The organism is Streptomyces sp. NBC_01689, from assembly GCF_036250675.1.
Taxonomy (GTDB): Bacteria; Actinomycetota; Actinomycetes; order Streptomycetales; family Streptomycetaceae; genus Streptomyces.
Genome location: NZ_CP109592.1, coordinates 7,402,590 through 7,421,966, shown reverse-complemented (window position 1 = coordinate 7,421,966; position 19,377 = coordinate 7,402,590). Strand labels below are relative to the sequence as shown.

At 73.1% G+C, this 19,377-nt stretch carries 21 protein-coding genes; 6 read left to right on the top strand and 15 right to left on the bottom strand.

Annotation, left to right across the window (positions count from 1 at the left end; all coding sequences use genetic code 11):
- Positions 1 to 289: 289 nt before the first annotated feature.
- From OG776_RS31760 to OG776_RS31750, 3 genes are all read right to left on the bottom strand, one after another.
- A complete protein-coding gene (locus tag OG776_RS31760) occupies positions 290 to 1,327 on the bottom strand; it encodes a helix-turn-helix transcriptional regulator (protein WP_329322925.1) in 1,038 nt (345 codons plus the stop codon).
- Positions 1,328 to 1,432: 105 nt separating this feature from the next.
- The gene (locus tag OG776_RS31755) at positions 1,433 to 2,302 is read right to left on the bottom strand and encodes a hypothetical protein (RefSeq protein ID WP_329322924.1); all 870 of its coding nucleotides are present in this window, start codon (positions 2,300 to 2,302) and stop codon (positions 1,433 to 1,435) included.
- Positions 2,303 to 2,663: 361 nt separating this feature from the next.
- The gene (locus tag OG776_RS31750) at positions 2,664 to 3,368 is read right to left on the bottom strand and encodes a LysM peptidoglycan-binding domain-containing protein (protein WP_148007592.1); all 705 of its coding nucleotides are present in this window, start codon (positions 3,366 to 3,368) and stop codon (positions 2,664 to 2,666) included.
- Between the two features lie 538 nt (positions 3,369 to 3,906).
- Between OG776_RS31750 and OG776_RS31745 the strand changes: the two genes are divergently transcribed.
- Together OG776_RS31745 and OG776_RS31740 are read left to right on the top strand one after the other, a co-directional pair.
- Complete coding sequence (locus OG776_RS31745; RefSeq protein WP_148007591.1) at positions 3,907 to 4,680, top strand: hypothetical protein; 774 nt, start codon at positions 3,907 to 3,909, stop codon at positions 4,678 to 4,680.
- 248 nt (positions 4,681 to 4,928) lie between these two features.
- A complete protein-coding gene (locus tag OG776_RS31740; protein ID WP_148008125.1) occupies positions 4,929 to 5,339 on the top strand; it encodes a hypothetical protein in 411 nt (136 codons plus the stop codon).
- A 77-nt stretch (positions 5,340 to 5,416) separates the two neighbouring features.
- Here the strand turns inward: OG776_RS31740 and der are convergent, their stop codons facing one another.
- The 6 genes from der to OG776_RS31710 form a co-directional block, all read right to left on the bottom strand.
- A complete protein-coding gene (gene der, locus OG776_RS31735) occupies positions 5,417 to 6,904 on the bottom strand; it encodes a ribosome biogenesis GTPase Der (protein ID WP_148007590.1) in 1,488 nt (495 codons plus the stop codon).
- Positions 6,905 to 6,982: 78 nt separating this feature from the next.
- Positions 6,983 to 7,696 (bottom strand): lysophospholipid acyltransferase family protein, encoded by a 714-nt coding sequence (locus OG776_RS31730; protein ID WP_148007589.1) that lies wholly within the window; start codon positions 7,694 to 7,696, stop codon positions 6,983 to 6,985.
- Complete coding sequence (cmk, locus tag OG776_RS31725; protein WP_148007588.1) at positions 7,654 to 8,349, bottom strand: (d)CMP kinase; 696 nt, start codon at positions 8,347 to 8,349, stop codon at positions 7,654 to 7,656. The genes OG776_RS31730 and cmk overlap by 43 nt, the downstream gene beginning before the upstream one ends.
- A 163-nt stretch (positions 8,350 to 8,512) precedes the next feature.
- Entirely contained in the window at positions 8,513 to 9,598 is a 1,086-nt protein-coding gene (locus OG776_RS31720) for a prephenate dehydrogenase (RefSeq protein WP_329322923.1), read from the bottom strand.
- Positions 9,595 to 9,957, bottom strand: coding sequence for a chorismate mutase (aroH, locus tag OG776_RS31715; RefSeq protein ID WP_148007586.1), 363 nt, complete (start codon positions 9,955 to 9,957; stop codon positions 9,595 to 9,597). The genes OG776_RS31720 and aroH overlap by 4 nt, the downstream gene beginning before the upstream one ends.
- Positions 9,958 to 10,073: 116 nt before the next feature.
- Entirely contained in the window at positions 10,074 to 10,529 is a 456-nt protein-coding gene (locus OG776_RS31710) for a YidB family protein (protein WP_148007585.1), read from the bottom strand.
- A gap of 177 nt (positions 10,530 to 10,706) precedes the next feature.
- Here OG776_RS31710 and OG776_RS31705 point away from each other — a divergent pair, with 177 nt between their 5' ends.
- From OG776_RS31705 to OG776_RS31690, 4 genes are all read left to right on the top strand, one after another.
- Positions 10,707 to 11,408, top strand: coding sequence for a hypothetical protein (locus OG776_RS31705; protein ID WP_148007584.1), 702 nt, complete (start codon positions 10,707 to 10,709; stop codon positions 11,406 to 11,408).
- A gap of 196 nt (positions 11,409 to 11,604) precedes the next feature.
- On the top strand, positions 11,605 to 12,189 hold the full coding sequence (locus tag OG776_RS31700) for a DUF6529 family protein (RefSeq protein ID WP_329322922.1): 585 nt from the start codon (positions 11,605 to 11,607) through the stop codon (positions 12,187 to 12,189).
- Entirely contained in the window at positions 12,186 to 12,608 is a 423-nt protein-coding gene (locus tag OG776_RS31695) for a Rieske (2Fe-2S) protein (protein ID WP_329322921.1), read from the top strand. The genes OG776_RS31700 and OG776_RS31695 overlap by 4 nt, the downstream gene beginning before the upstream one ends.
- Before the next feature lie 22 nt (positions 12,609 to 12,630).
- Positions 12,631 to 13,395, top strand: coding sequence for a nucleotidyltransferase domain-containing protein (locus OG776_RS31690; RefSeq protein WP_329322920.1), 765 nt, complete (start codon positions 12,631 to 12,633; stop codon positions 13,393 to 13,395).
- On the opposite strand, the gene OG776_RS31685 is transcribed toward OG776_RS31690, so the two are convergent.
- The 6 genes from OG776_RS31685 to OG776_RS31660 form a co-directional block, all read right to left on the bottom strand.
- Entirely contained in the window at positions 13,300 to 14,073 is a 774-nt protein-coding gene (locus OG776_RS31685; protein WP_410093133.1) for a nucleotidyltransferase domain-containing protein, read from the bottom strand. The two genes, OG776_RS31690 and OG776_RS31685, sit on opposite strands and share 96 nt — an antisense overlap.
- A 3-nt stretch (positions 14,074 to 14,076) precedes the next feature.
- The gene (locus OG776_RS31680; RefSeq protein ID WP_148007581.1) at positions 14,077 to 15,102 is read right to left on the bottom strand and encodes an ADP-ribosylglycohydrolase family protein; all 1,026 of its coding nucleotides are present in this window, start codon (positions 15,100 to 15,102) and stop codon (positions 14,077 to 14,079) included.
- Positions 15,102 to 15,863: an NUDIX hydrolase gene (locus OG776_RS31675; RefSeq protein WP_329322919.1), complete on the bottom strand. Its 762-nt coding sequence runs from the start codon at positions 15,861 to 15,863 to the stop codon at positions 15,102 to 15,104. The genes OG776_RS31680 and OG776_RS31675 overlap by 1 nt, the downstream gene beginning before the upstream one ends.
- Before the next feature lie 430 nt (positions 15,864 to 16,293).
- Positions 16,294 to 17,394, bottom strand: coding sequence for a pseudouridine synthase (locus OG776_RS31670; protein ID WP_148007580.1), 1,101 nt, complete (start codon positions 17,392 to 17,394; stop codon positions 16,294 to 16,296).
- Positions 17,394 to 18,059 carry an SMC-Scp complex subunit ScpB gene (scpB, locus tag OG776_RS31665; protein WP_148007579.1) on the bottom strand — a complete coding sequence of 222 codons (666 nt, stop codon included), beginning with the start codon at positions 18,057 to 18,059 and terminating at the stop codon, positions 17,394 to 17,396. The genes OG776_RS31670 and scpB overlap by 1 nt, the downstream gene beginning before the upstream one ends.
- A complete protein-coding gene (locus tag OG776_RS31660; protein ID WP_329322918.1) occupies positions 18,056 to 19,369 on the bottom strand; it encodes a segregation and condensation protein A in 1,314 nt (437 codons plus the stop codon). The genes scpB and OG776_RS31660 overlap by 4 nt, the downstream gene beginning before the upstream one ends.
- Positions 19,370 to 19,377: the final 8 nt, after the last annotated feature.

The window sequence follows — 19,377 nt, the reverse complement described above, 5'->3', positions numbered from 1 at the left end:
ACCGTGGACACTGCGTCACCCGTGCCCCTCCGGTCACACTTCTGTCACAGGATCACGACACGCGTTTCGGCCGAACTCCGTCACACGAACGAGGGGTTCGGCACCTGGACCGGACACCTTCGAACGTAATTCGGGACTGTCCGCGTCCCGTTCCGAATAACCCGGCGGAAAGTGCGCGCACCAGCGCCGGAACCGCGCTTTGCATTCCGATTCCGACGCGTGTCACGGAAGCCGGTAGCGCATGGGAAATACACGGTTCCACCACAGAACGAGCGCACCTCCCGGCCTGTCAGCGCGCCCCGGTTCCGCCTCCGGTTCCCGGTGTCGGACCCGTGCCGTCCCCCGTCCCGCGCGATTTCCCGGGAGCCCGCTCCAGCGCCCGGGACAGCCTGCCGTGCGCCGTTCTGATCGCCTCGGTCAGCTCGACGGGTTCGAGCACCTCGAACTCGAGGCCCATCAGCATCACGTGGATCACCATCACGTCGAGATTCGCGGCTCCGGTGCGCAGGAGACAGCTGTTCTCGCCCTCGGCCTCCAGCGTCCCCGCCGACGGCGAGATCCGCTCGGCCGCCTCCGCCGGGGGAACGAACAGCCGGACCACCGCGTGGGTGGCGTACGCGCCCGTGGAGACGCCCCGGGAGACATAGGAGGCCAGGTCGTCCGCCGGCGGGGTACGGGGCGGGAAGCGCGGTCCGTGCGGGGGCCTCGGGGTGATGCGGTCCACCCGGAACGTGCGCCAGTCGTCGCGGTCGACGTCCCAGGCGACCAGGTACCAGCGCCGTTCGGTGCAGACCAGGCGGTGCGGTTCGACGGTGCGACGGGACGGGGAGCCGCCGTGGTCGCGGTAGTCGAAGCGCATTCGCTCGGAGTCGCGGCAGGCGTGGGCGAGTTCCGTGAGCACCGCCGGGTCGGCCGCGGAGGTCTGCGGGCCGCGGAGCATCGGCACGGTGAACGCGTTGAGCGCGCTCACCCTGCGGCGCAGCCGGTGCGGCAGGACCTGTTCGAGCTTGGCGAGGGCCCGTACGGACGTCTCGCCGATTCCCTCGACGCCCTGTCCGGCGGCCGTGCGCAGACCGACCGCGACGGCCACCGCCTCGTCGTCGTCCAGCAGGAGCGGGGGCAGTTCGGCGCCCGCGCCGAGCTGATAGCCGCCTCCGGTGCCCGGGCTCGCGTTCACGGGATAGCCCAGTTCGCGCAGCCGGTCCACGTCGCGGCGCACGGTGCGGGGTGTCACGCCGAGGCGCTCCGCCAGGCCGGCGCCCGACCATTCGCGATGGGACTGCAGCAGCGAGAGCAGTCGCAGCAGCCGTGCCGAGGTCTCCAGCATGGTGCCGAGTCTGCCAGCCCTCGCGGACAGCCGCTGTCCGCGAGCCGGACCCGTGACACGACGAACGGCCTGCGCGCGGAAACGGATCGGGTGCGCGGGAGGTGGTCAGTCCGCCGGGGCGACCGTCACGGACACGTCGTTGTCCCCCGTGTAGTAGGGACCCGCCACCAGCAGGCCGTGCGGCGTGCGCACGGTGGTTCTCGGGTGGAGCAGGACGGTCTTCTTGTCGGCGATGTCGTCGAGCAGCCGTGCGACGCGCACCCGGGGCCCGCTCTCCCCCGTCGGCCGCAGCCAGAGGTCCCAGACGCCGGGCCGCAGCGCCTCGTACGCCACCGTGCAACGGAACTCGTGCTGATCCACGGCGACTTCGGCGCGCACCGGCGATCCGGCCGCGTCACGGTGGCACACCTCGGCGTACGCGTCCGGCGCGAGCCCGACCCCGTACACCCGTCCCCGCACTCCGAGCTCCCGCTCCCCGCAGCCCAGTTCGACCGCCTCCGCGTGCGGGGCGCGCAGCCAGCTGCGGACGGTGAGGCGGCCGTGCCGGGGCGAGACGTTCTCCCGGCCCGGTGGAGCGGGGAACCCGGAGGCGTACGGGATGCGGACGGCCACCCGGCCGAGGGCGCCGCTCGGGACCCGGGCGACGAGCGAGCGCAGGTCGTTCACTCCGGGGACGAGCCGGTGCGGTTCGCCGCCCGCCACCTGCGCGTACGCGTCCCAACGCCCTTCGGGCAGAGGGACGCTGCTGGGCAGGGCGGCGCGGAGCCGCCCGTCCCCGACGGGGGTCAGCGGCAGTCTGGTCTCCTCACGGCCCCCTCGGCGGCGCAGCACGAGGTGCGCCTCGCCCGGCTCACCGGTGTCGGTGACGTCGAAGGTGAGGCCACCCGCTGAGTCGGCGATGCAGTCGGCGGACGGGGGTACGGCGGTGTCCGCCTCGGCGCGCCGTCGCGCGGCCCGCGGGACCGGCGTCATCATGCGGGGCGTCCCTTGCTCGCGTGGACCTCTTGGGTGATGAGACCCCGGACCCGGCCGATTGGTTGCCTCCCAACGGCACATCGGGGCTCACGGAACGGCTGCGGCACCACGAGAACCGGCCGCTCCGCTCCCGCGCCGTCCCCGGAGGACCCGCCGGACACCTCCCGGGCCGCCGGGTCCTCGGGTGTCCACCGGTCACCCGGGGCCCCCGTGACCGCGGGGCCCCGGGTGTGCGCCGTCACCGAGCGCCGGGCCGGCCACCCGCCCCTCCGGGTTCCGGCCCGGTCCGCCGGAACCCGGAGGGGCTGTCCCCCGGCAGGCCGGGAGACAGCCCCGTGTCCGAGGGCCCGAGGAGGCGTGCTCAGATGTCGAGCCGCTGTCCGGGCACGATCAGGTCGGGATCACCGCCGATGACCGCCCGGTTGGCCGCGTAGATCTCCCGCCAGCCGGTCGCGTGCCGTGCCGCGATGCCGCTGAGGGTGTCGCCGCTGCGGACCGTGTAGTTCCCGTGGCCGCCGCGGGACAGGTCGCGGTTCGTGTGCTCCGGCGCGCGCGCGGGTGCCGAGCGCTTCCTCGACGGGGCCGCCTCGGGCGCGGCGGCCGACGGCGCCCGCTTGGACACCGGCTTCGGCGCCGATTTCCTGGTGGCCGGCTTTCCGGCCGATCCGGCGCCCGAGGATCCGGGCGCGCTTCCGTAGGCTCCGGCCCGGGCCGAACAGGTGGGCCAGGCGCCCCAGCCCTGTGCGTTCTGGACCTTGGCGGCAATGGCGATCTGGGCGCTCCTGGAGGCCTTGTCGGCGGTCGCCGCGTAGGCCGTGCCGCCGTACGCGCGCCAGGTGCCTGCGGAGAACTGGAGTCCTCCGTAGTAGCCGTTGCCGGTGTTGATGTGCCAGTTCCCGCCGCTCTCGCACTGGGCGATGCGGTCCCACACTCCGCTGTCGGCCGCGGCGGCTTCGCCGGTCGCGGCGAGCAGTCCGAGCGGGGCGAGCAGAGCCGCCCCGGCGAGGACCGCCGTCGTACGGGTCGTCGTGCGGGTCTTACGGGTGTTGTCGGCACATGCGGACATGTATTTCCCTCTCGAAACACCCGGGTCCCCCAAGGCGGGGTGCGGTTCTGCGCGCGTAGGACGCGGTCGCCGCACTCCTCCCCGTCCGCCGGCGGTGGTGCTCGAAGCTGACTGTGCGGTGTGGCCGGCGGACGTGCCCGAGTGGTGCTCGTTGCACTCGGGGGTGGAATCTAGGGAGCCGGTCGCCCCGATATCAACCAACTCCATGTCATTCGAGGCCAGTTCACGGTTACCGCAGGTATCGGCGACTTTCGGCCACCCATTTCATTGCCCGATTTCCGGATATGTCGACCAGTCACCGTCTCGCCCTGTGACCCACCTCACCGGTTCAACTTCCTTGACGTCCGGCCGAGTTGGCTGGGAGTGACGGATTCCGCGCCCCAGCTCACCCTGCGCGTCGGATGGTTCGATTCCGTTCGCTTCCGGGCGTGACTCCGGCCACAGATCGCCCGTTGTCATCTTCATGAGCCGGGGCCCCCGGCGTCATGGGCCGGGAGCCACCCGGCATCGCCACGCACCGCATCCCGAGGAGCCACCCGTGCCGCGCATGCTCGACGTCAGCGACGACGTACGCGCCGAGATCGGCGACGAAGAAGCCGACCGGCTGCTCGCCGGAGAGAACGCCCCGGGCAGTTACGACTGCACGTCCTGCCGCACCCCGGGCGACTCGGAACAGGAGCGGACCAGCACCGTCCTGTTCATCGGCGACGAGACCGCCGTCCTCGCCTTCGCCCACGCCACCTGCCTGCCCTCACAGGTCGTACAGGTCACCGAGGAGCAACTGCAGGGCGCCGTCCGCTCGATCAACCCCGACGGCGCGCCCGGCCAGGCCGCCCCCGAGCAGGCCGTGCTGGGCGTCACCAGCGGACTCGTCCTGCTGAACGGCGAGTTGCACCCGGCGCTCGTCGTCGAACCGACCGGCCCCATCGTGCGCCCCGGTTCGACCGACATCGGCGACGACTTCCTGCCGCTCCTGATCGAGCAGGGCTTCATGCCGGTGACCCAGCTGCACTCGGTGCCGCCCGTGCTGCACGGCTGGTCGGTCCTGCTCGCCATGGGCCAGCTGCACGCCGTGCTCCAGCCGGGGACCGGCGGCGGCTCGCCCGTCGCCTGGTGGCAGGCGCACCAGGCCCTCCAGGTCGCCGAGAGCTGGCGCGCCGCCGCCAACAAGCACCAGCAGGTACTGCTGTTCGCGGCTCCGGTCGGCTCGATCGGCCGGCAGCCCCGCGAGGACCTGCTGCGCGACGCGCTGGACAAGGCCGCGGCCAACGGCAAGCTGGTGGCCGCGGCCATGCCGCTCGCCGGTACCTGATCCGCCGAGCGGGTACGGGCAGCCACGCCCGTACCCACAGGTCCGGTCACCTCATTCCCGCGGGACCGGTCACGTCGTTCCCCCGGGTCCGGTCACGGGGCAGGCTCCGGCCGCCCCGTGACCGGACGCTCCGCCGACCGCGCCCCGAGGGAGCCCGGCATCCCCCGGACGCCGGATCGCGTCCCCGCTGACCTGCGAAAGCGACGCGGTGGCCGCATCCCATGAGCGGTGGGGTCGTTGGCACCTACGTGCACACCTACGACGCCCCCCGCCGCCAGTCCCTCCAGCCGGTCCCCCACGCGCGACCGGCGCAGGACCCCCAGAGCGGCCCCTCGGCCACGCCGATCTACGACGCTCTCTACGCCGAGTGGGTCAGATGCTTCAGGGCGCTGCCCGGTGACCGGCACGGCGAGGAGGAGCTCGCCTTCACGGCGTTCGGGAACCTGGCGCACGGCACGGGCGGGTACGGATCGTCCTCGTACACCTCGTCGTTCAGCTCCTACAGCGCGGGCGCGTACTCCGCGCGCCACGGCGGTGTGACGCCGGGGCACACCACGACGGCGACCGCCGTCTGGCACCCGGTCGGACGGCAGCAGGAGGGCACGGGCATGCACCACGTGCCGGCCGCCCTGCCGCCCGCGCCACGCCGGGGGCTCTGAGCGCGACCCGGCCGGACAAAAGGCGAGGGGCGGCTCCCGTGGGAGCCGCCCCTCATCCGTTGCCACCGCTCTCGCGGCTACTTCTTCTTGTTCGCACCGCGCTTCTCGCGCACCCGCACCGAGATGTGGATCGGCGTCCCCTCGAAACCGAACTCCTCGCGCAGCCGGCGCTCGATGAAGCGCCGGTAGCCGTGCTCGATGAACCCGGAGGCGAAGAGCACGAACCGCGGGGGCTTCGTCCCCGCCTGCGTGCCGAACAGGATGCGGGGCTGCTTGCCGCCGCGGACCGGGTGCGGATGGGCGGCGACCAGCTCACCGAGGAAGGCGTTCAGACGGCCGGTCGGAACCCGGGTCTCCCAGCCGTCCAGGGCCGTCTCGATCGCCGGGACGAGCTTCTCCATGTGCCGGCCGGTGCGCGCCGAGACGTTCACCCGGGGCGCCCACGCCACCTGGAGGAGCTCGGTCTCGATCTCCCGCTCCAGGTAGTAGCGGCGCTCCTCGTCGAGGGTGTCCCACTTGTTGAAGGCGAGGACGATCGCGCGGCCCGCGTCGACGGCCATCGTGACGATGCGCTGGTCCTGCACGGAGATGGTCTCGGAGGCGTCGATCAGGATGACCGCGACCTCGGCCTTCTCCACGGCCGCCGCGGTACGCAGCGAGGCGTAGTAGTCGGCGCCCTGCTGGAGGTGGACGCGCTTGCGGATGCCCGCCGTGTCCACGAACTTCCAGGTGACGCCGCCGAGTTCGATGAGCTCGTCGACCGGGTCCCGGGTGGTGCCCGCGATCTCGTTGACCACCACGCGGTCCTCGTTGGCCACCTTGTTCAGCAGGGACGACTTGCCGACGTTCGGGCGGCCGATGAGGGCGATGCGGCGCGGACCGCCCACCGCGGCGCCGAAGGTCTGCGCCGGGGCCTCCGGAAGCGCCTCCAGGACGGCGTCCAGCATGTCGCCGGTGCCGCGGCCGTGCAGCGCGGAGACGGGGTGCGGCTCGCCGAGCCCGAGGGACCAGAGGTACGAGGCGTCCGCCTCGCCGCTCGGCCCGTCGACCTTGTTGGCGCACAGCACGACCGGCTTGCCGGCCTTGCGCAGCAGCCGCACGACCGCCTCGTCGGTGTCGGTCGCGCCGACCTTGGCGTCCACGACGAAGACGACCGCGTCGGCCGCCTCGATCGCGTACTCGGCCTGGGCGGCGACGGACGCGTCGATGCCGAGGACGTCCTGCTCCCAGCCGCCGGTGTCGACGAGCTTGAAGCGGCGGCCCGCCCACTCGGCCTCGTAGGTGACGCGGTCACGGGTGACGCCGGGCTTGTCCTCGACGACGGCCTCGCGGCGGCCGATGATCCTGTTCACCAGGGTCGACTTGCCGACGTTCGGGCGGCCGACGACGGCGAGGACGGGCAGCGGGCCGTGGCCCGCCTCGTCGATCGCGCCCTCGACGTCCTCGATGTCGAAGCCCTCTTCCGCGGCGAGCTCCATGAACTCCGCGTACTCGGCATCGCCAAGCGCCCCGTGCTCGTGCCCGGCCGGGCCGGCCGAGCCGTCGGGCTGGATGTGGTCGTTCATGAAGTCCGTACCTCGTCGTTCATTCGTGGTGATCGGTGGACCGCCCGGGGACCGGGTGATCCACTACTCAAGTGTCGCCTAGTGCCCGGTGGGGCGCCCGGCGGTCTCCGGGCGTCCGGTCAGACGCCTGGCGTGGTCCAGGTGGGCGCCCAGCTGCTTCTGGATGCGCGTGGTCGCCTCGTCCAGTGCCTTGCGCGTACGCCGCCCACTGCCGTCGCCCGCCTCGAAGGGGTCTCCGAAGACGACGTCGACGCGGCTGCGCAGCGGGGGAAGCCCCTTGGTCAGCCGGCTGCTCCTGCCGGAACTTCCCAGGACCGCCACCGGGACGATGGGGGCGCCGCTGCGGACCGCGAAGTAGGCGAGCCCGGCGCGCAGCGAGGCGAAGTCCCCCTCGCCGCGGGTGCCCTCCGGGAAGATGCCGAGCACCCCGCCGGCCGAGAGGACGCCGAGGGCCTGGGTGATCGCGGTGCGGTCGGTGGTGGTGCGGTCGACCTTGACCTGCCCGATGCCGAGCAGGAACGGGTCGAGAGGGCCGATGAACGCTTCCTTCTTGATCAGGAAGTGGGTGGGCCGGGGTGCCACCCCCATGACCATCGGGCCGTCGATGTTGTGCGAGTGGTTCACGGCGAGGATCGCCGGGCCGGTCGCGGGGACCTTCCAGGCGCCGAGCACGCGCGGCTTCCACAGGCCGTACATCAGGCCGACGCCGATACGGCGCCCGACCTCGGCGCCCCTCTCCGAGGGTGCGGTCACTTGGCGGCCCGCTTCTCCTCGACGAGGGTGACGACGCACTCTATGACCTGCTGGAGGGTGAGGTCGGAGGTGTCCACCTCGACCGCGTCGTCCGCCTTGGCGAGCGGGGAGGTCTTGCGGCTGGAGTCGGCCGCGTCCCGCTTCAGCAGGGCCTCGCGCGTCGCCTGCACGTCGGCGCCCTTCAGCTCGCCGCTGCGGCGGGCGGCGCGCGCCTCCGGGGAGGCGGTGAGGAAGATCTTCAGGTCGGCGTCGGGCAGCACCGTGGTGCCGATGTCCCGGCCCTCGACGACGATGCCGTACTCCGCGTCCGCGGCGATCGAACGCTGCAGGTCGGTGATCCGTGCGCGCACCTCGGGCACCGCGCTGACCGCGCTGACCTTGGAGGTGACCTCCTGGGTGCGGATCGGGCCCGCGACGTCGGTCCCGTCGACCGTGATGGCCGGCGCGGACGGGTCGGTGCCCGAGACGATCTCCGGCTTGCCCGCCACGGCGGCGATCGCCGTCGGGTCCGTGACGTCGATGCCGTTGCTCACCATCCACCAGGTGATCGCCCGGTACTGCGCGCCCGTGTCCAGGTAGCTGAGGCCCAGCTGCGCGGCCACGGCCTTGGAGGTGCTCGACTTGCCCGTGCCGGAGGGGCCGTCGATGGCGACAATCACTGCCGGGGCGGTCCGGGCGGCGCCGTTTTCCACGGTGGGGACACCTTCCTGGTGCGGGGTGGAGGTCTGTGCGGGACGCGAACGCGCCCCGCACAAGGTTACTGGCTCCCCGGGGCCCGTATTACTGGCCCTGTCGCCGCTCCCCCGCCACCGCCTTCCCGGCCCCGGCCGGGAAGGCCCCGGTCCCGCCGGTCGTCTACTGGCGCAGCGCCCAGCCCCGGTCCCGCAGCGCCGCGCTCAGCACGGGTACCGCCTTGGGCTCGACCATCAGCTGGACCAGACCGGCCTGGCGGCCCGTCGCGTGCTCGATGCGTACGTCCTCGATGTTGACGCCGGCCGCCCCGGCGTCGGCGAAGATACGGGCCAGCTGGCCCGGCTGGTCGTCGATGAGGACGGCGACCGTCTCGTACGTCAGCGGAGCGGCGCCGTGCTTGCCCGGGACCCGCACCTGGCCCGCGTTGCCGCGGCGCAGCACGTCCTCGATGCCGCCGGCCCCCTCGCTGCGCTTGGCCTCGTCGGAGGACTGCAGGGCACGCAGCGCCCGGACCGTCTCGTCGAGGTCGGCGGAGACGTCCGCGAGGAGGTCGGCGACCGGCCCCGGGTTCGCCGAGAGGATGTCGATCCACATCCGGGGGTCCGAGGCCGCGATCCGGGTCACGTCACGGATGCCCTGCCCGCAGAGCCGTACCGCGGCCTCCTCGGCGTGCTGCAGACGCGCGGCGACCATGCTGGACACCAGGTGCGGCATGTGCGAGACGAGCGCGACCGCCCGGTCGTGGGCGTCGGCGTCCATGACGACGGGGAGCGCGCGGCAGTGCGAGACCAGTTCCAGCGCGAGGTTCAGGACCTCGGTGTCCGTGTCCCGGGTGGGCGTCAGGACCCAGGGGCGGCCCTCGAAGAGGTCGCCCGTCGCGGCCAGCGGGCCCGACTTCTCGCGGCCCGACATGGGGTGCGAGCCGATGTACGCGGAGAGGTCGAGGCCCAGGGCCTCCAGTTCCCGGCGCGGGCCGCCCTTGACGCTCGCCACGTCGAGGTAGCCGCGCGCGAGCCCGCGCCGCATGGCGTCGGCGAGCGTGGCCGCCACGTGCGCGGGCGGGGCCGCGACGATCGCGAGGTCCACGGGCCCCGCGGGCGTCTCCTCGGTTCCGGCGCCGAGCGCGGCGGCCGTGCGGGCCTGCTCCGGGTCGTGGTCGGTGAGGTGGACGACGACACCGCGCTGGGCGAGCGCGAGCGCCGCCGAGGTGCCGATCAGACCGGTTCCGATGACGAGCGCGGTCCTCACTGGGCGATGTCCTTGCGCAGCGCGCCCGCGGCGCCCAGGTAGACGTGCGCGATGTCGGCCCGGGGCCGGTCGGACTCGATGTGCGCGAGGATCCGTACGACACGGGGCATCGCGCCCTCGATGTCCAGTTCCTGGGCGCAGATCAGCGGTACGTCGACGATGCCCAGCTTGCGGGCCGCGGCCGCGGGGAAGTCGCTGTGGAGATCGGGCGTCGCGGTGAACCAGACGCTGATCAGGTCGTCGGTGGTGAGTCCGTTCCGCTCCAGGACGGCGGTGAGCAGCTCGCCGACCCGCTCGTCCATGTGGCCGGCCTCGTCCCGTTCCAGTTGGACGGCGCCCCGGACCGCTCGTACCGCCACGGCAATGCTCCTCGCTGATCTGCGTACACGTCTGTCGTACCAGCGTAGTCAGCCCGTGGGCGCGCCGGTGCGCGGCGCCCGTCTGACGAGACGGACCGCCGCGCCCGGGACCCGGTTCAGAGCGACTGCTGTCTGATCAGGTCCGCCAGGGAGGCGCCCGAGCGCGGCAGCTCGCCGCCCGGGGTCAGTCGGTCGACCGCCCGCGGCAGGTGCTCGGCGATCCGGTCCGCGGCCTGCTCGGGGCTGACCCCGCTGCGGGCGGCGACCTCGTGGAGGGTGTCGGCGGGCAGCGCCCGGGCGACCTGTTCGCCGGAGACGGGCTTGTTCTCGCCGGTGCCGATCCACGACCGGGCCTGGTCCGCGAGCCCGGACTTCGCGAGCAGGTCCATCAGCCCGCCCAACGGGTTGCCGGCGCCGCCCTGGCCGTCGGTCAGGGACCGGAGCAGCGAGCCCAGGACGTCGATCCCGCCGGGTGCGCCATCCTGCCCGCCGCTCGGTCCGCCACCCTGCCCGCCGCCCGGTCCGGCGCCGAGGAGACCGCCGAGCAGGCTGCCGAGATCGTTGTCCGCCATGGGTCGAGGCCTTTCGGAGAGTGCGGCCGGGCGCGGACCGCCGTCCGTCCCGGGGTCACGTCAATGTCACTCCGATCGCCCCGTTCCGCCACTTGGGGTGAGCATGCGCCCGTGCGCCTCTGGACGCCGGGGCGCCGGTCCGCTCTGATGGAGGGGACCGCCTCGGGGGAGGCCCGTATGAAGCGCCCAGGTCCCTTGCTCACCCTTCTCGCCGGACTGCTTCTCGCCGCGTTCATGCTGTCGCTCAACGCGACGACGGGGGTGAGGAACGCGGCGTCGTCCGGCCCGCGGACCCCCGCCGCCGCGCCGCCGTCGAGCGCGGCACCGGAAGGTCCGGCGGGCTCGGCGAACCCGGCGGACCGGCCGTCCTCGCCGAGCCCGTCGCCCTCCGTGTCACCGTCCGCGAAGCCCGTGCCGAACGCCGACTACGCGGGCCGCACCGACGACGACTCCTCGGCCGTCGCCGTCTCGCTGCGCGACGGCCGCGCGATCGCGTACTTCTGCGACGGCCACGACAAGGAGTCGTGGCTCAGGGGAGCCGTCCGCGCCGACGGCACGATGCGGCTCACCGGGAAGAACGGCGCGCGGCTCGACGGCACGCTGCGGGACGGCGGCCGGATCCGCGGCACCGTCCACCTCGGCGGGCAGCGGTACGCCTTCACCGCCGACAAGGCCGTCAAGCCGTCCGGGCTCTACCGCGCGACGGCCACGGTCCGCGGTGCCAGGGTCGACGGCGGCTGGATCGTGCTGCCCGGCGGCAGGCAGGTCGGCATCCTCGACCGCGACGGCGAACCCTCCGCGGCACCCGTGATCGACCCGCGGACCGGCACGGTCACGGTCGACGGACGGAGACTCACCGCGCACCCCGTCACTCCGTGACACCTCCGGCACCCTCGTGCGTTCACCGCCGTCCCCGGCCCGTCCGGGACCGCGAGCCCCTCCCGACGACGAACCTCTTCCGGCCGGGAACCCTCCCGGCCAAGCCCCCCGTCACGACCAGGAACCCGTTCGACCAGGAACCCCCAGGAACCCCCTCCCGGCCCTTCTCCGGCCCGATCCCGACCAGGGAGCCGTCATGACCGCGGATCCGAACGCCGCCACGCAGGGCTTTCCCGTCCCCTCGCCCGCCCACCGCCGCCCGCACCCGGCCCGCTGTCTCGTCCCGGCCCTGGTGGCCGCGGCGGTCGCGGTCGGCCTCGGCGCGTACGGCAGGATCCACCACCCGACCGGGACCGCCTTCAACCTCGCCGGCTTCAGCAGCACGAGCGCGGTGAAGTCGTGGCTGGCCACCACGGCGTTCGCCTTCGCGCTCGTCCAGCTGGTCTCGGCGTTCATGGTGTACGGACGGCTGCCGGGGCCGAGCTGGGCACCGGCCCTGCACCGCTGGTCCGGGCGGGTCGCGTTCCTGGTGGCGGTGCCCGTCGCGGTGCACTGCCTCTACGCGCTGGGCTTCCAGACGTACGAGCCGCGCGTGCTGTGGCACTCGCTCCTCGGATGCTTCTTCTTCGGTGCATTCAGTGCCAAAATGCTCCTGCTCCGCTCGGAGCGACTGCCCGGCTGGCTGCTGCCCGTGACCGGAGGACTCGTCTTCGTGGTCCTCACCGTCATCTGGCTGACGTCCGCTCTCTGGTTCTTCCGCACGTTCGGAGTGACGACATGACCAACCCCCCGGCGCGGCGCACCGTCCTCGGCACGGGTGCGGCCGCCGCCCTGCTCGTGGGGTGCAGTAAGTACGGCGACGGCGACGGCAGTTCGGAGGTGTCCGCGTCACCGGCCGAGTCCGGCGCCGCCGGGACCGAACTCGCCCGCACGAGCGACATCCCGGTCGGCGGCGGCAAGATCTTCAAGGACCGCAAGATCGTGGTCACCCAGCCCACGAAGGGCGAGTTCAAGGCCTTCTCGGCGATCTGCACCCATCAGGGCTGCACCGTGAGCACCGTCGCCGACGGCACGATCGACTGCCCCTGCCACGGCAGCAAGTACCGCATCACCGACGCCTCGGTGGTGAAGGGCCCCGCCACGGCTCCCCTGCCCGCCGAGCGGATCACCGTGGAGAAGAACTCGATTCGCCTGGCGTGAACCACCCCGTAGGCTCCCGGGCATGCGATCCGAGGACCTGGTGCGCGACCACACGATCTACTCCTGTGTGATGGGGTCGCGCGCCTTCGGCCTGGCCACCGAGGACAGCGACACCGACCGCCGGGGCGTGTTCCTCGCCCCGACCCCGCTGTTCTGGCGCTTCGAGAAGCCGCCGACCCATGTCGAGGGCCCGGCCGACGAGCAGTTCAGCTGGGAGCTCGAACGGTTCTGCGTCCTCGCGCTGCGCGCCAATCCGAACATCCTGGAGTGCCTCCACTCCCCGCTCGTCGAGTACGCCGACGCCACGGGCCGCGCGCTGCTGGAGCTGCGCGGGGCCTTCCTCTCCCGCCGGGCCCACGAGACGTTCGCCCGCTACGCGCAGGGCCAGCGCCAGAAGCTGGAGGCCGACGTCCGCCGGGACGGCGCACCGCGCTGGAAGCACGCGATGCACCTGCTCCGCCTTCTCATGACCTCCCGGGACCTGCTGCGCACCGGCACCCTGACCCTCGACGTCGGCGAGCAGCGCGAACCGCTGCTCGCCGTGAAGCGCGGCGAGGTCCCGTGGCCCCGGGTGGAGGCGTGGATGAACGGCCTGGCCACGGAGGCGGACGAGTCCCTCGCGCGCAGTCCCCTGCCGGCCGGGCCCGACCACGCCCGTGTCGAGGACTTCCTGACCGCCGTGCGCCGCGCCTCAGCGCACCGCGCCGACCCTGGCACCCTCCAGCCGCACCCGGACCACGAACGCGTCCAGGGCGGCCCGTACGGACGGGGCGTCCGGCAGCCCTGACAGCCGCTGCGCCTCGTCCAGCAGCCCGTGCAGGCGCTCCACGTCGTCGGCGACGCGTTCCCGGTCCACGTCCGCCGGTCCGTGCTCGCGCTCGGCCTTCGCCGCCATCAGGTCCGGCAGGTACGAGGGCGCCCCGGGCTCGTCGACGAGCGCGCGCAGGTCCGCCTGCACCTCGCCGCCGCGCATCAGGTGGATGCCGGTGAGCAGCACCCGGAACGTGTAGAGGAGCGGCTTGAGTTCACCGCTCTTCTCGAAGAGCCGCCACTGTGTCGAGGCGAACCCGCGGTAGTGGTGGGCGTGATGGCGGGTGAGGACGCCCGGGGCGAGCGAGACCAGCTCGCGGTGGGCCTCGCCGGTGTGGACGACCAGGGGCGAGAGCAGCTGCTCCAGGACATAGCCGTTGCGCCGCAGCATCAGCCGCACGAACTTCCGCAGGTCGTGGGTGACGAGGTCCATCTCGACCCCGTCCCGGTCCCACATCCGCGACCGGGTCTCCTCCGGCTCGCCCAGCCCGACCAGTTCGGCCGCCGGAAGCAGGTGGACGCCCCGCAGGTCGACGTCCGAGTCGCGCGACGGGAAGCCGTACAGATGGGCGCCCGAGACGGTGGCGAACAGCACCGGGTCGGGCTGCTCGGCCACCACGCCGGAGAGGTCGATGGCCAGGACGTCGTCGATCATCCGTCAAGCATCCCAGAGCGCCCCGAGCGACATGAGGTCGCTCTGGTATTCGATGCGGTCGGCCCATTCGGTGGGCCAGATGTCCGAGCCGTGGTGGGCGCCCGCGAACGCGCCCGTCAGGCACGCGATGGAGTCGGAGTCGCCGGAGGTGCAGGCCGCCCGGCGCAGTGCGGTGACCGGCTCGTCGACGAAGAGCAGGAAGCAGAGCAGGCCGGTGGTGAGCGCCTCCTCGGCGATCCAGCCCGCGCCGGTGGCCAGGCAGGGGTCGGTCTCGGGCGAGGGGGCGCGCAGGGCGTCCCGGAGCCGGTCCAGCGCGTCCAGGCACTCGTCCCAGCCGCGCCGGATGAAGTGCTCCGGTGTGGGGTCCTGGCCGCGCGTCCACAGGTCGCCCAGCCAGCGGGCCAGGTAGCGGTCGCGGTTCTCCTCGGCGTACGCGCGCAGCAGCCCGACCAGGTCGCCGGGCGCGGCGCCCTGCACGAGGAGCCGGACGGCATGCGCGGTGAGGTCGGAGGCGGCGAGCGCCGTGGGGTGGCCGTGGGTGAGCGCCGCCTGCAACTGCGCGGCGCCCGACCGCTGTTCGTCGCTCAGCCCCGGTACGAGCCCCACCGGCGCCACCCGCATGTTGGCGCCGCATCCCTTGGAGCCGATCTGGGCGGCGTCCTGCCAGGGACGGTGCTCGTCCTTCAGGAGGTTGCAGGCGACGAGGCAGGTGCGGCCGGGTGCGCGGTTGTTCTCCGGCGACCGGTACCAGTCCACGAACTCCTCGCGCACCGGCCGCTCCATCCGCAGCGGGCCGAGCAGGCCGCGGTCCATGGCCGTGCGCAGCCCCCGCCCCAGCGCCAGCGTCATCTGGGTGTCGTCGGTGACGATCGCGGGCGTGGGCAGCGCCATCTCCCGCCAGGGGCCGCACTTGGCGAGGATCGACGGTATGTCGTCGAACTCGGTCGGGAAGCCCAGCGCGTCGCCGAGGGCCAGTCCCAGCAGGGACCCGGTGGCGGCGTGCTTCGCGAGCGTCGGGGTGGTGGTCATCAGGGCCGTCCTTCCGAAGGGGGACGCAGCAGGGGCGGGTGCAGGGCGGTGGCGCCGCCCGCGCGGTAGAGCGCGGCGGGTTTGCCGCGGCCTCCGGTGAGGCGGGCGGCCCCCGGGACCGGCTCGACGAAGCCCGGCGTGGCGAGGACCTTGCGCCGGAAGTTGGGCCGGTCGAGCACGGTGTCCCACACCGTCTCGTAGACCCGCTGCAGCTCGCCGAGGGTGAACTCGGGCGGGCAGAAGGAGGTGGCGAGACAGGTGTACTCGAGCTTGTCGCCGACGCGTTCGTGGGCGTCGGCGAGGATGCGGTCGTGGTCGAAGGCGAGCGGACCGCGAGTGCGGTACGGCTGCCAGCGGGCCTGCGCCGCGTCACCGCCGCCGTGCGGCTCGGGAGGGTCCGGGAGCAGCGCGGCGAACGCGACGGAGACGACTCGCATCCTCGGGTCGCGGCCGGGGTCGCTGTACGTCCGCAACTGCTCCAGGTGCAGGCGGGAGACGTCCGACAGGCCGGTCTCCTCGGCGAGTTCGCGCCGGGCGGCCGTCTCCGCGGACTCCGTGGGCAGCACGAACCCGCCGGGCAGCGCCCAGTGGCCCGCGTACGGCTCCTGCCCCCGCTCGACGAGCAGCACCTCCAGCGAGTCCGCGCGGATCGTCAGGACGGCCAGGTCCACGGTCACGGCGAAGGGCTCGAACGCGTACTTGTCGTAGCCCTCGGGCGCACCGTCGCCGGCCGAGCGGCCCGGACCCCCGTGTGCACCCACCCGTCCCCGCCTCCCCCGCGTGCGGCGCACCGCCGGGCCGGGCGGGGACCGCCGGAAACGGCGGTCACCGCGGACGGCCGTCGGCACGGCCAGTAATAGTCATGACGACTATAAAGAGCGCCGGTCGGCCGCGACAACACCTCCGGCGCCGGAAATCCGCCGCGTTCCGCGCCGGGCGTACGGCGGCGCGCCCGCTCAAGGAGGTCCGCGAGGAGGCCGGGAAGACGCCAGAAGCCCGTCAGAAGCCCGCCAGGACGCCGGAAGTCACGCCGGGGCCGCCCGGGCCCCTCCCCCGGCGGGAGCCGCCCCCACGGCCGCCTGACCGCCCCCGGCGGCGGACACGCGTCGGCCGGCCCCGGGTACTCCCGGGACCGGCCGGTACGACGGCGTCGCGAACGACGGGCGGAGGGCGTCGTGTACGACGGGCGTTCTAGAGGTCGACCTCGTTCATGAGCATGCCGACCTCGGTGTTCGACAGCCGGCGCAGCCAGCCGGACTTCTGGTCGCCGAGGGTGATCGGCCCGAACGCGACGCGCACGAGCTTGTCCACCGGGAAGCCGGCCTCGGCGAGCATGCGGCGCACGATGTGCTTGCGGCCCTCGTGCAGGGTCACCTCGACGAGGTAGTTCTTGCCGGTCTGCTCGACGACCCGGAAGTGGTCCGCCTTCGCGTACCCGTCCTCCAGCTGGATGCCGTCCTTGAGCCGCTTGCCGAGGTCACGCGGGATCGGCCCCACGATGTGCGCGAGGTAGACCTTCTTCACGCCGTACTTCGGGTGGGTCAGCCGGTGCGCGAGTTCGCCGTGGTTGGTGAGCAGGATGACACCCTCGGTCTCGGTGTCGAGCCGCCCGACGTGGAAGAGCCGCGTCTCGCGGTTCGTCACGTAGTCCCCGAGGCACTGCCGGCCCTCGGTGTCCTCCATCGTGGAGACGACACCGGCGGGCTTGTTCAGCGAGAAGAACTGGTACGACTGCGTGGCGACGGTCAGACCGTCGACCCGGATCTCGTCCTTCTCGGGGTCGACCCGCAGGCCCTGCTCCGTGACGATCCGGCCGTTGACCTCGACCCGGGCCTGCTCGACGAGCTCCTCACAGGCCCGCCGCGAGCCGTAGCCGGCGCGCGCGAGCACCTTCTGCAGACGCTCGCCCTCCTGCTCGGCGCCCGGGAAGGTCTTGGGCAGCTTGACCTCGGGCTTGCCCGCGTACCTGTCCCGGTTGCGTTCCTCGGCCCGCGTCTCGTACTCACGCGAGCGCGCGGGCTCCGTACGGCCGCCGCGCTGCTGGCCCTGCCGGGGGCCGCCCTTGGCGCCACCGCGGGCCGCGTTGCCGCGTCCGGACTTCGGGCCGTCCTTGGAGGCGCCGGGACCCACGTCGTAGCGGCGCTCCTCGGGACGGGGCTTGCTCTCGCGCTTGGGACGGTCGTCACGCCCCGCGCCCGCCTTCGGCCGACCGGCGCCCCCGCCGTCTCCGCGGTAGTTGCCGCGCCCGCCGCTGTTCCTACCGCTACCGCTACCGCTGCCGCTGCTTCGCATCAAAATTCCGTCTGGTCGTCTGCGTCGTCGTCTGTCCCCGGAGCGTCAGGAGCATCCGGGTCGAACGACGGAACGCCTTCCTGCGTCTCGGCCTCGATCGCGTCCGCTTCCGGGAGGAAGGGTGCGAGCTCCGGGAGCTCGTCCAGACCGCGCAGGCCCATTCGCTCCAGGAAGTAGTTCGTCGTCGTGTACAGGATCGCACCTGTTTCGGGTTCCGTGCCCGCCTCCTCGACCAGACCGCGCTGCAGCAGGGTGCGCATCACCCCGTCACAGTTCACTCCGCGGACCGCCGAGACCCGGGAACGGCTGACCGGCTGGCGGTACGCGACGACCGCCAGGGTCTCCAGCGCCGCCTGGGTGAGCCGGGCCTGCTGGCCGTCCAGCACGAAGCGTTCCACGGCCGCCGCGTAGGCCGGCCGGGAGTAGAAGCGCCAGCCGCCCGCGATGAGCCTCAGCTCGAAGCCGCGGCCCTGGACGGTGTACTCGTCGGCCAGCGCCCGCAACGCGTCCCCGACCTGCCGTCTCGGCCGCTCCAGGATCTTCGCGAGGTGCTCCTCGGTGGCGGGTTCGTCCACGACCATGAGGACCGCCTCGAGCGCGGGACGGAGGTCGAGGTCCGCCACCGTGTCCTGGCCCGTCGCGGTCCCGCCGGTCTGCTCGCTCACGCCTTCTCCTTCCTGGCGTCTTCCTTCGCCGCCTCGGGCGGCCGGTCGAACTCGTCCGTCACCCGGGGCTCCCCGGCACCCTCCCCGCCCGTCCAGCGCACCACCAGGTCCCCCAGCGCCTCCTCCTGGTCCAGGGCGACCGCCTTCTCCCGGTAGAGCTCCAGAAGGGCCAGGAAACGGGCCACGACGGTGAGGGTGTCGGCGGTGTCCTCGACGAGGTCGCGGAAACTGGCCTCCCCGCGCTCCCGCAGCAGCGCCACCACGATCTCCGCCTGCTCCCGCACGCTGACCAGCGGGGCGTGGATGTGGTCGACGTACACCTGTGGCTTGGGCCTGGGCTGCATCGCCTTCACGGCGAGCCGGGCGAATCCTTCCGCCCCGATGCTGATGACGACCTCGGGCAGCAGTTCGGCGTGGTGGGGTTCGAGACCGACGGTACGGGGGTAGCGGCGGCCCTCCTCGTCGAGGCGCGCGTTGAAGATGTCCGCGATGCGCTTGTAGGCGCGGTACTGCAGCAGTCGCGCGAAGAGGAGGTCACGGGCCTCCAGCAGGGCCAGGTCGGCCTCGTCCTCGACCTCGGCAGCGGGCAGCAGGCGCGCGGCCTTGAGGTCGAGCAGGGTCGCCGCGACGACCAGGAACTCGGTCGTCTGGTCGAGGTCCCAGTCCGGCCCCATGGCCCTGATGTGGGCCATGAACTCGTCGGTCACCCGTGACAGCGCCACTTCCGTGACGTCCATCTTGTGCTTCGAGATCAGCTGCAGCAGCAGATCGAAGGGGCCCTCGAAGTTGGCCAGCCGCACCTTGAAGACGCCGTCAGCGCTCTCCGGACCACTGTCGGGACCGGCGTCGCCGCCGGAACCGGCTTCGGCTCCGGACCCGGTACCGCCATCGGCCGGGGCTTCGGCCCGCGCTTCGGCCTTCTGCAGGGGCCCGGCGTCGGTCCCGTCTTCCGGGCCTTCGGAGAGCCCGGCCCCCTGACCGGCGGCCGCTCCGGGTGTGACCGAGATCTCAGGCCCCGCACCGGTCCCCGGGCCGTCCGCGACGCGCGGCGGCACCGTGCCGGAAGGGCTACCGGGCTCCGGGGCCGGATCGGATCGCCGCGCCGGACCGGTCGACGGCTCGGGCTCCGCCTGATTCCCCGGCTCGGCGGACTCCTCCGCGAAATCCCCTGCGGATTCGTCGGCCGGTTCCCCGGCGGGCGGGGGAGCGGGGGGTGCCGCGGGGGTCGGACCGGCCCCGGGTCCTCGGCCGAGCGCGCGTCGGCGACCGGCTGAGCCGGCGGCGGGGACGGGGGCGTCGTTCGAGGTCATAGCCGTCG

Coding starts and splice junctions, on each gene's coding strand:
- OG776_RS31760 (WP_329322925.1), bottom strand. CDS start 1,327: ATGCTGGAGACCTCGGCACGGCTGCTGCGACTGCTCTCGCTGCTGCAG.
- OG776_RS31755 (WP_329322924.1), bottom strand. CDS start 2,302: ATGATGACGCCGGTCCCGCGGGCCGCGCGACGGCGCGCCGAGGCGGAC.
- OG776_RS31750 (WP_148007592.1), bottom strand. CDS start 3,368: ATGTCCGCATGTGCCGACAACACCCGTAAGACCCGCACGACGACCCGT.
- der (WP_148007590.1), bottom strand. CDS start 6,904: ATGAACGACCACATCCAGCCCGACGGCTCGGCCGGCCCGGCCGGGCAC.
- OG776_RS31710 (WP_148007585.1), bottom strand. CDS start 10,529: ATGGCGGACAACGATCTCGGCAGCCTGCTCGGCGGTCTCCTCGGCGCC.
- OG776_RS31705 (WP_148007584.1), top strand. CDS start 10,707: ATGAAGCGCCCAGGTCCCTTGCTCACCCTTCTCGCCGGACTGCTTCTC.
- OG776_RS31700 (WP_329322922.1), top strand. CDS start 11,605: ATGACCGCGGATCCGAACGCCGCCACGCAGGGCTTTCCCGTCCCCTCG.
- OG776_RS31695 (WP_329322921.1), top strand. CDS start 12,186: ATGACCAACCCCCCGGCGCGGCGCACCGTCCTCGGCACGGGTGCGGCC.
- OG776_RS31690 (WP_329322920.1), top strand. CDS start 12,631: ATGCGATCCGAGGACCTGGTGCGCGACCACACGATCTACTCCTGTGTG.
- OG776_RS31685 (WP_410093133.1), bottom strand. CDS start 14,073: ATGATCGACGACGTCCTGGCCATCGACCTCTCCGGCGTGGTGGCCGAG.
- OG776_RS31680 (WP_148007581.1), bottom strand. CDS start 15,102: ATGACCACCACCCCGACGCTCGCGAAGCACGCCGCCACCGGGTCCCTG.
- OG776_RS31670 (WP_148007580.1), bottom strand. CDS start 17,394: ATGCGAAGCAGCGGCAGCGGTAGCGGTAGCGGTAGGAACAGCGGCGGG.
- OG776_RS31660 (WP_329322918.1), bottom strand. CDS start 19,369: ATGACCTCGAACGACGCCCCCGTCCCCGCCGCCGGCTCAGCCGGTCGC.